Origin of the sequence: Arthrobacter sp. 179 (assembly GCF_052379645.1) — a bacterium.
GTDB lineage: Bacteria > Actinomycetota > Actinomycetes > Actinomycetales > Micrococcaceae > Arthrobacter_H.
The window spans coordinates 172124-185949 of the sequence record NZ_JBQSYU010000001.1 but is presented as its reverse complement, the minus strand read 5'-3'; the positions used below and the strand labels follow the sequence as shown (position 1 = coordinate 185949).

Below are 13826 nucleotides of genomic sequence, written 5' to 3'. Positions count from 1 at the left end.
GTTCACTTGATATTGCTCTGTGAGAAGAAACTTCCACAAGGCGAGATTTATTTTAGATGGTGTTGACCGCGGAATGTCACCCGTTCCGGACACGTCAGAGAGGCATGCATGAGTATCATCGACGATTCGCCCACCGCCGCCGGATCCGATCCGGAGGAGACCGCCGAATGGCTGGAGTCCTTCGACGGTCTGGTGGAGGCCAGGGGGACGAGGCACGCCTCGGACATCATGGGCAGCCTCTGGGAACGGGCCTCCAACCGCAGCGTGGAGGTTCCGCGGCCGCAGACCACCGATTACGTCAACACCATTGCGGTGGACCGTGAGCCGGAGTTCCCCGGCGATGAAGAGATCGAGCGTCGTTACCGCGCCTGGATGCGCTGGAATGCCGCCATCATGGTCCACCGCGGCCAGCACCCCGACATCGGGGTCGGCGGGCACATCTCCACCTATGCCGGTGCCGCGACGATGTACGAGGTCGGGTTCAACCACTTCTGGCGTGGCAAGGACCACCCCGGCGGCGGCGACCAGGTCTTCTTCCAGGGCCACGCCTCCCCCGGCATGTACGCCCGCGCCTTCATGGAAGGCCGGCTGAGCGAAGAGGACCTCAACGGTTTCCGGCAGGAGAAGTCCAAGAAGGGCCATGCCCTGCCCTCCTACCCGCACCCCCGTTCGATGCCGGACTTCTGGGAATTCCCCACCGTCTCCATGGGCATCGGCCCGGCGAACGCGATCTACCAGGCCCAGTCGAACCGCTACCTGCAGAACCGTGGCATCAAGGACACCTCCGACCAGCACGTCTGGGCGTTCCTGGGCGACGGCGAAATGGACGAGCCGGAATCCCGCGGCTTCCTGCAGCTGGCGGCCAACGAGAAGCTGGACAACCTCACGTTCGTGATCAACTGCAACCTCCAGCGCCTCGACGGCCCCGTGCGGGGCAACGGTAAGATCATGCAGGAGCTGGAGGCCTTCTTCCGCGGTGCCGGCTGGAACGTCATCAAGGTGGTCTGGGGCCGCGAATGGGACGACCTCCTGGAGAAGGACGTCGACGGATCCCTGGTGGACATCATGAACACCACCCCCGATGGGGACTACCAAACCTATAAGGCCGAATCCGGCGGATTCGTGCGCGAGCACTTCTTCGGCAAGACCCCGGCGACCAAGGAGATGGTCGCGGATCTGAGCGACGACCAGATCTGGAACCTCAAGCGTGGCGGTCACGATTACCACAAGGTCTATGCCGCCTATAAGGCCGCCACCGAGTTCAAGGGCAAGCCCACGGTCATCCTGACCAAGACGGTCAAGGGCTACGGCCTGGGCACGAGCTTCGAGGGGCGCAATGCGACCCACCAGATGAAGAAGCTCACGGCCGACAACCTGAAGGCCTTCCGCGACCTGCTGCGGATCCCGATCACCGATGAGCAGCTCGAAGCCGATCCGTATACCCCGCCGTACTACCACCCGGGCATGGACGCCCCGGAGATCAAGTACATGATGGATCGCCGGGCGGCCCTGGGTGGGGCGGTTCCCGAACGCCGGACCAAGCATGCAGAAGTCCATCTCCCCGAGGACAAGGCCTACGAAGTCGCCAAACGCGGTTCCGGCAAGCAGCAGGCGGCCAGCACGATGGCCTTCGTGCGTCTGCTCAAGGACCTCATGCGCGATAAGAAGTTCGGCAACCGGGTGGTCCCGATCGTCCCCGACGAGTCCCGGACCTTCGGCATGGATGCCTTCTTCCCGACCGCGAAGATCTACAACCCCGGCGGGCAGGAATACCTGTCTGTGGACCGGGATCTGGTGCTGGCCTATAAGGAATCCCCGCAAGGCCAGTTGATCCATCCGGGCATCAACGAGGCCGGCGCGGTGGCTGCCTTCACCGCGGCAGGGACCTCCTACGCCACGCATGGCGAACCGTTGATCCCCGTCTACGTGTTCTACTCGATGTTTGGTTTCCAGCGCACCGGCGACGCCTTCTGGGCTGCCGGTGACCAGATGGCCCGCGGGTTCATCATCGGAGCCACCGCCGGGCGGACCACGCTGACCGGCGAGGGCCTACAGCACGCCGACGGGCACTCCCCGATCCTGGCTTCCACCAACCCGGCAGTGGTCACCTACGATCCGGCCTACGGCTACGAGATCGGGCACATCATCAGGGACGGCCTGGAGCGCATGTACGGGGGCGAGCACGAAGACCCCAACGTCATGTATTACCTCACGGTCTACAACGAGGCGATTGCGCAGCCTGCCGAGCCCGAGGGCCTGGACGTCGAGGGGGTCCTGCGGGGCATCTACCTCCTATCGCCCTCCCAAACCGCGGGCCCGAAGGCCCAGGTGCTGGCTTCGGGCGTCTCGGTGCCGTGGGCCCTGGAGGCCCAGCAGCTCCTCGCCGAGGAGTGGGGCGTCTCCGCCGATGTCTGGTCGGTGACCAGCTGGAACGAACTGCGTCGCGACGGCGTCGCCGCCGAACGTGATTCCTTCCTCCACCCCGAAAACGAGGCGCGGCAGGCCTACGTCACCGAGAAGCTCGCCGAGGCCCAGGGGCCGGTGGTCGCCGTGAGCGACTATGCCAGTCAGGTTCCGGACCAGATCCGACAGTTCGTCCCGAACGACTTCGCGACGCTGGGGGCCGATGGCTTCGGCTTCTCGGACACCCGTCCCGCGGCTCGACGCTTCTTCGGGATCGACGCACAATCGGTCGTGGTGCGCACGCTGCAGATGCTGGCGCGCCGCGGGGAGATCGATGCCTCGGTCGCCCGCCAGGCCCACGAGCACTACGGCTTCGACCAGAACGCCGAATAGAGACCGTCAGCACCGCCGCCCGTCCCCTTGGGGGCGGGCGGCGGTGTCATGTGTGGGGGCAGGGGCGTGGGCGACGGGACAGACGGCTGGCGTCGGGCGAGGGTCCTGGTGGCGGGTCCGCGTCCCTCGTGGAGGGGACCGCCGTCGGAGGGGGCGCGAAGGGTCATCGTCGCTGCCCGCTGGGCCCCGCCGCAAGATGCCGGGGCCCGTGCCCTGGACGCAATAAAGCGCTGGTCGGGGTCGAGTGCTCCCCGGCCAGCGCTTCGCTGTCCGAATAATCGTCTGTGCCGCTCCGGTTCCGTTGGGGGCCGGTCCTCTGCCCGGTCCTGCCCGTGAACGCCTAGCGGGTGGTGGTGGCGCGGCGCCAGCTGGCGCCCAGCCGGGAGAAGAGGCCCGGCTTGCTGGGGGTGTGCAGCGGCGGGGCGAAGTCGGGGTCGAGGCCTCCGACGGCGTAGAAGGGCTCGGTGCAGGGGCGTGGCGTCGAGTGGCTGACCCGCGGCTGGTGCCCGGTGTCGTCCCGGCGATCCTGATCTGTGGTCATGCGGTCCTCCTCGATATGCTCGTTTTCCGGTAGTCGGAAAAACTATTTTGGGATATGGAATAAGTATGGACTCGATTTGATGGTCTGGCAAGGGGTGCTGGGATTTTTTCGAATGGCGCGGCAAGTTCTGCGCCCAGGTCAAGCCGCCGGCGGGCGGAAGGGGTGAAGAATGATCCGCCCTGCGTCTTGACAATCGATATGTGAGCGGGGTTACAGTAGATAACGAAATAAAAATTCCACCATACAGAAACATCGAGTCAACTTGAGGGCCAACCCTCGACGGTAAGGGTGTTCAGCGCCAAGGTGGAAGCAGTCTGACTGTGAAAGAGCTGACACCAATGGATCTCCAGGAATTCAACAATGCCACTGCCGAGCAGGCCGTTGCCACGTTGCGCCCCTGCGCAGACATCGACCGCTGGATCCAGGGCGTCGTCGACAACCGGCCGTATGCCGGGGTCGAGGACCTCCTCGCCCGCGCCGAAGCGGAGGCCACCCCCTTCAGTGCCGGTGAAGTAGATGCCGCCTTGGCGCATCACCCCCGCATCGGGGAGAAGGCCAAGGGCCAGTCGGCCGAAGCCACGCTCAGCCGGGACGAACAATCAGCGGTGGATGCGGAGTCGGAAACGGCACGCAGGATCCTGGAGGGAAACAAGGAGTACGAGCAGAAGTTCGGCCGGGTGTTCCTCATCCGTGCTGCAGGTCGCAGCGCGGAAGAGATCCTGGCCGAGTTGGAACGCCGCCAGGCGAACTCCGAGGAGGCCGAGAGTGCCGAGGTCGCCGTGCAATTGCGCGAGATCGCACTGTTGCGTCTCCGCGGACTCTTCGCCACCACCTAAGCATCGGCGCCGGGCCCCCGTCTTTGGCCCGCCCCCGCACCCAGCGACCCATCCCAAGGAGCAATTCGATGAGCGCAGCAGCGTCCGAACGCAGTCACATCACTACCCACATTCTCGACACCGGGACCGGGAGGCCCGCCTCCGGTGTCAAGGCCACGCTGGAAGCCAAGCAGGCGTCCGGCTGGCAAGAAATCGGCTCAGGAAGCACCGACCAGGATGGTCGGATCAACAACCTCGGGCCGGTCGCGGTTGAAGTAGGGCAATACCGAATCACTTTTGATACCGGGGCCTACTTCGGGAAGACGGGAACGGAAACCTTCTTCCCCGAGGTCGCGCTGGGATTCGTCATCGCCGACGAAGGCCAGCACTACCACGTACCTCTTCTTATCAGCCCGTTTGCATATTCGACATACCGAGGGAGCTAGACATGTCTACCACCGCTTCTAAGCCCAGCACCAAGATCGTCCTGGCAAAGAATCAATACGGCAAGGCCGAGGTCCGCCTGGTCAAGATCACCCGCGACACCGCCCGCCACGAGATCGAGGACCTCAACGTCTCCTCGCAGTTGCACGGCGACTTCGAAGCCGCGCACACCGAGGGAGACAACGGCCACGTCGTCCCCACCGACACGCAGAAGAACACCGTCTATGGCTTCGCCCGTGACGGAGTCGGGTCCCCGGAGAAGTTCATCAAGCGTCTCGGTGACCACTTCGTCTCCGAGTTCGATTGGGTGACCGGTGGGCGCTGGGCCGCGGAACAGTACTTCTGGGACCGCATCCAGGACCACGACCACTCCTTCTCGCGCAACATGAGCGAGGTCCGCACGGCGATCCTGGAGATCGCCGACGGACAGAAGAGCATCCTGGCCGGCATCTCCGGACTGACCGTGCTCAAGTCCACGGGCAGCGAGTTCCACGGCTTCCCGGTCGACAAGTACACGACCTTGAAGGAGACCTCCGAGCGCGTTCTCGCCACGGATGTCAACACCCGGTGGCGCTACAACACCGAGGCTTCGACCTCGGAGGACACCGATTTCAACGGCATCTACGCCTCCGTGCGTGAATTGCTGCTCAAGGCCTTCGCCGAGACCCACTCGATGGCCCTGCAGCAGACGATGTACGAAATGGGCCGCCTGGTTCTCGAGACGCATCCCGAGATCGAGGAAATCCGTTTCTCGCTGCCGAACAGCCACCACTTCCTGGTGGACCTGTCGCCGTTCGGCCAGGACAACCCCAACGAGGTCTTCTTCGCGGCGGATCGCCCGTACGGCCTCATTGAAGCAACCATCCAGCGTGAAGGCGTTTCGCCCACGCACCCGATCTGGGAAAATGCCGCAGGCTTCTGCTAAGCGGTAGTACACGCCGGGCGCCCGCAGCATTGCGGGCGCCCGGCCCTCACGGAAGTGCACAAGGAGGTCAGCCGTGAAAGCCAAGCAACATCGAAACGCCACAGCAGTAGCCCGTCCGGAAGACGAGAAGCTACCACTGGGGCGCACCCTCGCCTATGGCTTGCAGCATGTGCTCACCATGTATGGCGGCATCATTGCTCCGCCACTGATCATCGGCGCGGCCGCGGGCATGGACAGCACCGATCTGGCCCCGCTGGTCGCATCCTGCTTGTTCATCGGCGGTCTGGCCACGATCCTGCAAACGGTCGGCGTCCCCTTCTTCGGCGCCCAGTTGCCGCTGGTCTAGGGCACGTCCTTCGCGTCCGTCGCGACGCTGGTCACCATCGTCAAGGGTGATGGTGGCATCCAAGCGGTCTTCGGGGCCGTCATGGTCGCCGCGGCCATCGGTTTCCTTGTGGCACCGTTCTTTGCCCGCATCATCAGATTCTTCCCGCCGGTGGTCACCGGTGTGGTCATCACCATGATCGGCCTTTCGCTCACCCCGGTGGCGGCGAACTGGTCCATGGGTGGCGACGATACGACGGACGACTACGGCTCCCTGGCCAATATCGGCTTGGCCGCGTTGACGCTGCTCATCGTGCTCCTGTTGAGCAAGGTCGGCAATGCCGCGATCTCACGCCTGTCGATCCTGTTGGCCATCGTCATCGGGACCCTGGTGGCCTGGGCGGTCGGCATTGCCGACTTCGCCACGGTCGGAGACGGCCCCATCTTCGAGATCCCCAAGCCGTTGGCCTTCGGCATGCCGGTCTTCGAAATCGGTGGCATCATCTCCATGACGATCGTGGTGCTGGTGATCCTGACCGAAACCACGGCAGACATCCTGGCCGTCGGCGAAATCGCCAAGACGCGTGTCGACTCCAAGCGCATCGGAGACGGCCTGCGCGCCGATATGATCTCCAGCTTCGTCGCACCGTTCTTCAACACGTTCACGCAGAGTGCCTTCGCCCAGAACGTCGGGCTGGTCGCCATCACCGGCATCAAGAGCCGCTTCGTGGTCACTGCCGGCGGCGGCATCCTGGTGGTCCTGGGCCTGCTGCCCATCCTGGGGCGCGTGGTGGCAGCCATCCCGCTTCCCGTACTCGGCGGCGCCGGCATCGTGCTCTTCGGCACGGTGGCAGCCAGCGGCATCCGTACCTTGTCGAAGGTCAACTACGACAAGGGGATGAACATGATCATCGTCTCCGCGTCGCTGGCCTTCGGCTTGATCCCCGTGGTCAAGGGCGACTTCTACGATGCCTTCCCCACCTGGCTGGCCACGATCCTGGATTCCGGCATCAGCTCCGCAGCCCTGATGGCCGTGCTGTTGAACATCCTGTTCAACGAGCTCAAGCTGGGTAATCCTTCCAAGAACGCCTCGGTGTTCGCTGCGTCCCCGCCGCGTATGGTCCGTGAGGACCAGGTGCACAGCCTGCAGGACGGGGACCACTACGAATCCGGCAAGCTGATCTCGGTGGACGGCGACGAGATCCCGGTGGTCAGCGTCGATGAGTACACCGTGGTCATGGCCGAGCATGTGAAGGCCTGTGAGGCCGAAGGCATCCCTGCGGCCCTGCCCGAGGGCATGGAGCCGGAGGAGGTCAAGCGCCAAGCCGAGAACGTCAAGGCCGTGCGTGAGAACGGTGCCACGGAAGCCACTGCCGCGCAGCCCGAGGCTGCTGGCCAGGAACTACGTGCCGACGCCCTCCACGAGCAGGACGAGGGCGAGACGGGTTCCTCGGAACACGGGGCCCATAGGGCCTAGGGTCCGGCCCCGCCGCCCCACGAATGAGAACAGCCCGCCTTCACCAGGGAAACCTGGTGAAGGCGGGCTGTTCTTTGTCCGATGCGGCTCTGTAACCCCGGATCATCCTGCCGTGGTGGCGCAGTCGCAGTGCGCGGGCCCTGGCTGACCGGCTGCGGGCCCCGGGCCTCGAGGCGGGAAGCCCGGGCCCGCAGCCGGGCCCGCAGCCGGGCCCGCAGCCGGGCCCGCAGCCGGGCCCGCAGCCGGGCCCGCAGCCGGTGCCGTGGGCCTAGGAGCCGTTGGAGCCGCGCAAGGCAGTGGCGATGGCATCGGCCACCCGCTGCAGGGCAGGAACGGCGCGATCACCGAAATCACGATCGACACGGGTGGTCGGGCCGGAAATGGAAACGGCCATCGGGGTCGGGGCGCCCGGAACGGCCATGGCGAAGCAACGCACTCCCAACTCCTGCTCCTCCTCGTCGATCGAATAGCCCGCCTTGCGGATGCGGTCGAGCTCGGCGTGGAGTTCCTTTAACGTCCCGATGCTGTGGGGCGTGGGGGTCGGCATGCCGGCCTGGCCGACCAGGCGGTCGACGCGCTCGGTATCCATGACCGAGAGGATCGCCTTGCCGGCCCCGGTGTCGTGGAGGTTGGCCCGGCGGCCCACCTCGGTGAACATCCGCACGCTGTGCGGGGAGGGGACCTGATTGATGTAGGTGATCATGTCGCCGTCGAGCACCGAGAGGTTCGCCGATTCGCCCAGCTCGTTGACGAGCGTCTTCAACAGCGGCGCCGCGACCGAGCCCAGTTGGCGGTTGGCGACCTCGCCCAACCTGATCAGGCGCGGGCCCAGCGCGTAGCGGCGGTTGGGCAGCTGGCGGACATGCCCGATGCCCACCAGCGTGCGCAGCAGCCGGTGGATCGTCGGCAGCGGCATCGGGGTTTCGGCCGCCAACTCACTCAGGGTGCATTCCCCGCCGGCCCGGGCGATGAGTTCTAGCAAATCGAAGGCGCGCTCCACTGATTGGACACCGGTGGCTGGTTTGGTGGGCATGGTTTCTCCTTGAAACGTGGTCGCCGGCCGGGGATGCCGCACGGTCTGGCCGGATATGGAGCGGCGTTTTGATCCAGAGTACTTGAAGTGGGAAAACTTTTTCCGTTAGCCGAGAAAGTTCATCCAGCGTTCGAGGAACGAATCTGTACGCTGACCTTGATTTTCCGTAGTACAAATAATATTATCCACTATACGGAAATGTTTTTTATGGCAGGTACTGCAAAAGCAGACCGACCATCAGTTCTAGTAGGAGGAATTCATGGCGAATCCCAGCCCCGGATATTCAATGACCCTGAGGGTCGAGGCACCGGCCAGCTTCACGGCCACGAGCGATCTTGCCGCAGCCGTCAGTGCTGCAGGCGGTGCGATCACGGCGCTGGATGTCACTGAATCAACCCACAGCATCATGGTGATCGACGTCAGCTGCAACACCACGGACGCCGAGCACGGCGAACGCATCCGCGAGGCACTGGACGACCTCGAGAACGTCACGGTCCGCAACGTCAGCGACCGCACGTTCCTGATGCACCTGGGCGGCAAGCTCGAAGTGGTTCCCAAGGTGGCCCTGCGCAACCGCGATGACCTCTCCCGTGCCTACACCCCCGGCGTCGCCCGCGTCTGCCAGGCCATCGCCGACGACCGCTCCAAGGCACGCAACCTGACGATCAAGCGCAACACCATCGCCGTGGTCACCGACGGCTCCGCGGTGTTGGGGCTGGGCAACATCGGCCCCGAGGCGTCCCTGCCGGTCATGGAGGGCAAGGCGGCCCTCTTCAAGCAGTTCGCCGACGTCGATGCCTGGCCGGTTTGCCTGGATACCCAGGACACGGATGAAATCGTCAGCATCGTCAAGGCCCTTGCCCCGGTCTACGGGGGCGTGAACCTCGAGGACATCGCCGCACCGCGCTGTTTCGAGATCGAGGCCCGCCTGCGGGAGGAACTGGACATCCCGGTCTTCCACGATGACCAGCACGGGACGGCCATCGTCACCCTGGCGGCCCTGCAGAATGCGCTGCGTGTGGTGGACAAGAAGATCGAGGACGTGCGCATCGTCGTCTCGGGTGTCGGCGCTGCGGGCAACGCCATCGTCCAGCTGCTGCTGGCCCGTGGGGCGAAGAACGTCATTGCCTGTGGCCGCAATGGTGCCATCGACCGCAACACCGAACACAGCGATTCCCACCGCGCCTGGTTGGCGGAGAACACCAACCCGGAGAACTTCAGCGGCACCCTCCACGAGGCCATGGTCGGCACCGATGTCTTCATCGGTGTCTCCGCCCCCAATATCCTCGAGGAGAAGCACATCGAGTCCATGAACGACGGCGCGATCGTCTTTGCCATGGCCAACCCCGACCCCGAGGTCGACCCGGTCGTTGCTGGCCGCCACGCAGCAGTGGTGGCCACCGGCCGCAGTGACTACCCGAACCAAATCAACAACGTGCTGGCGTTCCCGGGCTTCTTCCGTGGCCTGCTCGACGCCCACGCGGTTGATATCATCCCGGAAATGCTGGTTGCCGCAGCCGACGCGATCGCCGCGCGGGTGGACGACAACGAGCTGAACTCCGGATTCATCATTCCCAGCGTGTTCGACCCGCACGTCGCCGGAGACGTGGCCGACGCCGTAGTCGCCGCAGCACGCGGCAGCAAGTAGGAGGATCATCATGAGCATTTCACTAACGCACGTTCCCGACGTAGACGGAGCCCAGGACGTCCTGAGCGACGAGGCCCTGGCCTTCGTGGAGAAGCTGCAGCGTCGTTTCGCGGCGACCCGCGACGAGCTGTTGACCGCACGTCAGACGGCCCAGCAGGCCGCCTCCGAGAAGGGGACCATCGATTTCCTTCCCGAGACCGCAGAGGTGCGCGCCGGAGACTGGAAGGTCGCCGAAGCCCCCGAGAAGCTGCGCGACCGCCGTGTGGAGATCACCGGACCGGCCTCACCGGCCAAGATGGCCATCAATGCGCTGAACTCCGGCGCCAAGGTCTGGCTGGCCGACCTCGAAGACGCGTCGACCCCCACCTGGCACAACGTCGTCGACGCACTGGTCAACCTGGGCGAGGCGGCTCGTGGAACCTTGTCGTTCCGTTCGCCCGAAGGCAAGGAATACAACCTGCGGACCGATGCCGAGCTGGCCACCGTGGTGGTGCGCCCGCGCGGCTGGCACCTTCCCGAAGCCAACGTGCTCGTCGATGGCGCCCCCACCGTCGGTGCGCTGGTTGATTTCGGCCTGCACTTCTTCCACAACGCGAAGGAGCTGGCCGCCAAGGGCGACGGGCCCTTCTACTACCTGCCCAAGATGGAATCCCACCTCGAGGCACGGCTGTGGAACGACGTCTTCACCTTCGCCGAGGCAGAACTGGGCATCGAGCACGGGACCGTCCGGGCCACCGTGCTGATCGAGACGATCCCCTCCGCCTTCGAGATGGACGAGATCCTCTACGAACTGCGCGACCACGCGTCGGGCCTGAACGCCGGACGCTGGGACTACCTGTTCAGCATCATCAAGTACTTCCGCTCCTCCGGCGATAAGTTCATCATGCCGGACCGCGCCGATGTGGCGATGACGGCCCCGATGATGCGTGCCTACACCGACCTGTTGGTGCAGACTTGCCATAAGCGTGGTGCCTTCGCCATGGGCGGCATGGCCGCCTTCATCCCGAACCGCCGCGAACCGGAAACCACCGAGGCCGCCTTCAAGAAGGTCAGGGCCGACAAGACCCGTGAAGCCGGTGACGGCTTCGACGGTTCATGGGTGGCGCACCCGGATCTGGTGTCGATCTGCTCCGAGGTCTTCGGATCCGTGTTGGGCGATCGCCCGAACCAGCTGGACAAGCAGCGTCCCGAGGTCTCCGTCGGCGCCGAGGACCTCCTGGATGTCGCTTCTGCTCCGGGCCAGGTCACCGAGCAGGGGGTCCACGCGAACCTGTATGTCGCGGTCGCCTACACCGCCGTCTGGCTTTCGGGCAATGGTGCGGTGGCGATCCACAACCTGATGGAGGACGCCGCCACGGCGGAGATCTCCCGCTCGCAGGTGTGGCAGCAGATCCGCAACGGCGTCGTGGCCGACGACACCGGAAACACCATCACCGCCGAACTCGTCAAGGCCGCCCTGGCCGAGGAGATCGAGCGGCTGCGCACCGAAGTCGACGACAAGGAAACCTTCGAGAAGTACTACGTTCCGGCGGGCGAGCTCATCGGTCGTCTGGTTTCCGGGCGCGATGAGGACTTTGAAGACTTCCTCACGCTGCCGGCCTACCGCCTCCTGTCCACCGAGTTGGTGAACCGATGAGCGTAAGCCCGGTCCTGGACGAGACCATCCTCAAGACGGTCGAAACCCGGCTCGCGGCCACCGACAAGCTCCTGGAGCGTTCCTACCCGGGGGATAGCGGAGTCCGTCAGCCGGTGCATACCGCCTACGTCCCCGCCGATAAGTTCACGGCCGACACGCCGGCCCAGTGGGGCCGGCAGGCCCTGGCGGCCGCCCGCGAGTTCGGTGGGTTGGCCGTGCTGGCCCGCTCCGTGGGCCTCGACGCCGAAGGCGGCGCCGACGTCACCGCCGGGTCGCGCGCCGATCTGCTGGCCGAGCTCGTGGCCCAGAAGCTGGACAACGAGCCGATTGAAGACCTGCGCATCGACTTCGAAGACGGGTTGGGGGACCGGCCCGACGAGGAAGAGGACGCCCACGCCATCCGGGCCGCCCAGGAAGTGAACCGGGCCGTTGCCGCGGGCATCGCCCCGCCGTTCATCGGGATCCGCTTCAAATGCTTCGAGCTGCCCACCCGGCAGCGTGCCCTTCGCACCCTCGACCTGTTCATTGGCTCGCTGATGGACACCGGGGGACTGCCCGACGGGCTGGTCCTGACGCTGCCCAAGGTGACCACGGTGGCCCAGGTCGAGGCGATGGTCTTCGTATGCGAGAAGCTGGAGGCCGCCCACGGGCTGCCGGCACGGCGGCTGCGCTTCGAGGTCCAGATGGAAACCCCGCAGCTGATCCTCTCGGCCGAAGGCACGGTGCCGTCGGCCCAGCTGATCCACGCAGGACGGGGAAGGGTTTCGTCGCTGCACTACGGAACCTACGACTACTCGGCGTCGCTGGGGATCGCCGCGGAGTACCAGTCGATGGAGCACCCCGCTGCGGATCACGCCAAGAACGTGCTCCAGGTCGCGGTCGCCGGAACGGGGGTCCATCTCTCCGATGGGTCCACGAACATCCTGCCCATCGGCGAGCCGGACCATGTCAGCAAGGCGTTTGCCTTGCACGCCCGGCTGGTGCGCCGGCATCTGGAGCGGGGGATCTACCAGGGGTGGGACCTCCACCCGGCCCAACTGGCCACCCGCTACCTCGCGACCTACGCCTTCTACCGCGACGGTTTCGACGCAGCGGCCAACCGGTTGCGCAACTACGTGCACCAGGTCGAATCCTCGATCATGGACGAGCCGGCCACCGCGCGGGCCCTGGCCATGTTCATCTACCGCGGTCTGACCTGCGGTGCGTTGACGGCCAGCGAAGTCGAGAACGGCGTCGAAATCACCCAGGCACAACTCGGGGCCCTGGCTCTGGGTCGTCCCGCGATCAACGCAAAGGAAACCCATGTCTAAAACCAGCACCGCTCCGGTGGAGGCCCCCTACTACACGGCCCAGGGTGGTCATCCGCCCCAGACGGATCTGTTGACCGACCGCGCCGTGGTCACCGAGGCCTATACGGTCATCCCGCGCGGGGTCCTGCGCGATATCGTGACCTCGGTTCTTCCGGAGTGGACGGGAACCCGTTCCTGGGTCCTGAACCGTCCGGTGTCCGGTGGGGCGACCACGTTCTCCCAGACCATCGTCGAGGTGTCCCCCGGCGGCGGCTCGCAGAACCCCGAGCCGCAGCCCGAGGTGGAGGGATTCCTCTTCGTCATGCAGGGATCGCTGCGGTTGGTGATCGACGGAACGACCCACCAGCTCAGCGAAGGTGCTTTTGCCTTCATCCCCGCCGGGACCGCTTACAGCGTGAACAACGACGGCACGGAGGCTGCCAGCTTCCACTGGTTCCGCAAGCGCTACCAGCCGCTCGAGGGGCATACGGCCCGTCCGGTCGTCGGCAACGAGCGCGATCTGGAGCCCAAGGCCATGCCGGGTACCGACAATAAATGGCGCACCACCCGCATGCTCGACCCCGAGGACCTCGCGTTCGACATGCACGTGAACATCGTGACCTTCGAGCCCGGCGCCTCGATCCCGTTCGCGGAGACCCACACCATGGAGCACGGCCTCTACGTCCTGGAAGGCAAGGCCGTCTACCGGCTTAACGCCGACTGGGTCGAGGTGCAGGAAGGCGATTACATGTCGCTGCGCGCCTTCTGCCCGCAGGCTTGCTACGCCGGTGGGCCGGCGAACTTCCGCTACCTGCTCTACAAGGACGTCAATCGCCAGATTGCATTGTAGCGACCAATGAACAAACCGGCCGTCGGGGCTTCGTCCCGGTGGCCGGTT

Annotated in this window: 10 protein-coding genes and 1 pseudogene; 9 read left to right on the top strand and 2 right to left on the bottom strand. The window is 65.2% G+C overall.

Annotated features, from left to right (window positions below; genetic code table 11):
• The first annotated feature begins 108 nt into the window (after window positions 1-108).
• Window positions 109-2796, top strand: coding sequence for a pyruvate dehydrogenase (acetyl-transferring), homodimeric type (aceE, locus tag ACT3UE_RS00945; RefSeq protein ID WP_444554825.1), 2688 nt, complete (start codon window positions 109-111; stop codon window positions 2794-2796).
• A 340-nt stretch (window positions 2797-3136) separates the two neighbouring features.
• Here the strand turns inward: aceE and ACT3UE_RS00940 are convergent, their stop codons facing one another.
• The gene (locus tag ACT3UE_RS00940; RefSeq protein ID WP_444554824.1) at window positions 3137-3337 is read right to left on the bottom strand and encodes a hypothetical protein; all 201 of its coding nucleotides are present in this window, start codon (window positions 3335-3337) and stop codon (window positions 3137-3139) included.
• Window positions 3338-3675: 338 nt separating this feature from the next.
• Here ACT3UE_RS00940 and uraD point away from each other — a divergent pair, with 338 nt between their 5' ends.
• From uraD to ACT3UE_RS00920, 4 genes and pseudogenes are all read left to right on the top strand, one after another.
• A complete protein-coding gene (uraD, locus tag ACT3UE_RS00935; RefSeq protein ID WP_444554823.1) occupies window positions 3676-4173 on the top strand; it encodes a 2-oxo-4-hydroxy-4-carboxy-5-ureidoimidazoline decarboxylase in 498 nt (165 codons plus the stop codon).
• Window positions 4174-4241: 68 nt separating this feature from the next.
• Window positions 4242-4598 (top strand): hydroxyisourate hydrolase, encoded by a 357-nt coding sequence (uraH, locus tag ACT3UE_RS00930; RefSeq protein WP_444554822.1) that lies wholly within the window; start codon window positions 4242-4244, stop codon window positions 4596-4598.
• Window positions 4599-4600: 2 nt separating this feature from the next.
• The gene (gene pucL / locus ACT3UE_RS00925) at window positions 4601-5521 is read left to right on the top strand and encodes a factor-independent urate hydroxylase (protein WP_444554821.1); all 921 of its coding nucleotides are present in this window, start codon (window positions 4601-4603) and stop codon (window positions 5519-5521) included.
• Between the two features lie 73 nt (window positions 5522-5594).
• Window positions 5595-7070, top strand: a pseudogene (locus tag ACT3UE_RS00920) (nucleobase:cation symporter-2 family protein); the annotation flags it as partial.
• A 520-nt stretch (window positions 7071-7590) separates the two neighbouring features.
• Here the strand turns inward: ACT3UE_RS00920 and ACT3UE_RS00915 are convergent.
• A complete protein-coding gene (locus ACT3UE_RS00915) occupies window positions 7591-8355 on the bottom strand; it encodes an IclR family transcriptional regulator (RefSeq protein WP_444554820.1) in 765 nt (254 codons plus the stop codon).
• A gap of 259 nt (window positions 8356-8614) precedes the next feature.
• Between ACT3UE_RS00915 and ACT3UE_RS00910 the strand changes: the two genes are divergently transcribed.
• From ACT3UE_RS00910 to ACT3UE_RS00895, 4 genes are read left to right on the top strand one after another with little or no spacing between them, the layout of a single operon-like run.
• Window positions 8615-10003, top strand: a complete 1389-nt coding sequence (locus ACT3UE_RS00910) for an NAD-dependent malic enzyme (RefSeq protein WP_444554819.1) — start codon at window positions 8615-8617, stop codon at window positions 10001-10003.
• Window positions 10004-10013: 10 nt separating this feature from the next.
• Window positions 10014-11639, top strand: a complete 1626-nt coding sequence (gene aceB, locus ACT3UE_RS00905) for a malate synthase A (RefSeq protein WP_444554818.1) — start codon at window positions 10014-10016, stop codon at window positions 11637-11639.
• A complete protein-coding gene (locus tag ACT3UE_RS00900) occupies window positions 11636-12949 on the top strand; it encodes a DUF6986 family protein (RefSeq protein WP_444554817.1) in 1314 nt (437 codons plus the stop codon). Before aceB ends, ACT3UE_RS00900 begins: the two co-directional genes overlap by 4 nt.
• On the top strand, window positions 12942-13778 hold the full coding sequence (locus ACT3UE_RS00895; RefSeq protein ID WP_444554816.1) for a bifunctional allantoicase/(S)-ureidoglycine aminohydrolase: 837 nt from the start codon (window positions 12942-12944) through the stop codon (window positions 13776-13778). Before ACT3UE_RS00900 ends, ACT3UE_RS00895 begins: the two co-directional genes overlap by 8 nt.
• Window positions 13779-13826 lie beyond the last annotated feature (48 nt).

What these genes read in the sequence shown, in the direction of transcription:
- ACT3UE_RS00915 (WP_444554820.1), bottom strand. Translation starts at nt 8,355, where the DNA reads ATGCCCACCAAACCAGCCACCGGTGTCCAATCAGTGGAGCGCGCCTTC.
- ACT3UE_RS00900 (WP_444554817.1), top strand. Translation starts at nt 11,636, where the DNA reads ATGAGCGTAAGCCCGGTCCTGGACGAGACCATCCTCAAGACGGTCGAA.
- ACT3UE_RS00940 (WP_444554824.1), bottom strand. Translation starts at nt 3,337, where the DNA reads ATGACCACAGATCAGGATCGCCGGGACGACACCGGGCACCAGCCGCGG.
- uraH (WP_444554822.1), top strand. Translation starts at nt 4,242, where the DNA reads ATGAGCGCAGCAGCGTCCGAACGCAGTCACATCACTACCCACATTCTC.
- aceE (WP_444554825.1), top strand. Translation starts at nt 109, where the DNA reads ATGAGTATCATCGACGATTCGCCCACCGCCGCCGGATCCGATCCGGAG.
- aceB (WP_444554818.1), top strand. Translation starts at nt 10,014, where the DNA reads ATGAGCATTTCACTAACGCACGTTCCCGACGTAGACGGAGCCCAGGAC.
- ACT3UE_RS00895 (WP_444554816.1), top strand. Translation starts at nt 12,942, where the DNA reads ATGTCTAAAACCAGCACCGCTCCGGTGGAGGCCCCCTACTACACGGCC.
- uraD (WP_444554823.1), top strand. Translation starts at nt 3,676, where the DNA reads ATGGATCTCCAGGAATTCAACAATGCCACTGCCGAGCAGGCCGTTGCC.
- ACT3UE_RS00910 (WP_444554819.1), top strand. Translation starts at nt 8,615, where the DNA reads ATGGCGAATCCCAGCCCCGGATATTCAATGACCCTGAGGGTCGAGGCA.
- pucL (WP_444554821.1), top strand. Translation starts at nt 4,601, where the DNA reads ATGTCTACCACCGCTTCTAAGCCCAGCACCAAGATCGTCCTGGCAAAG.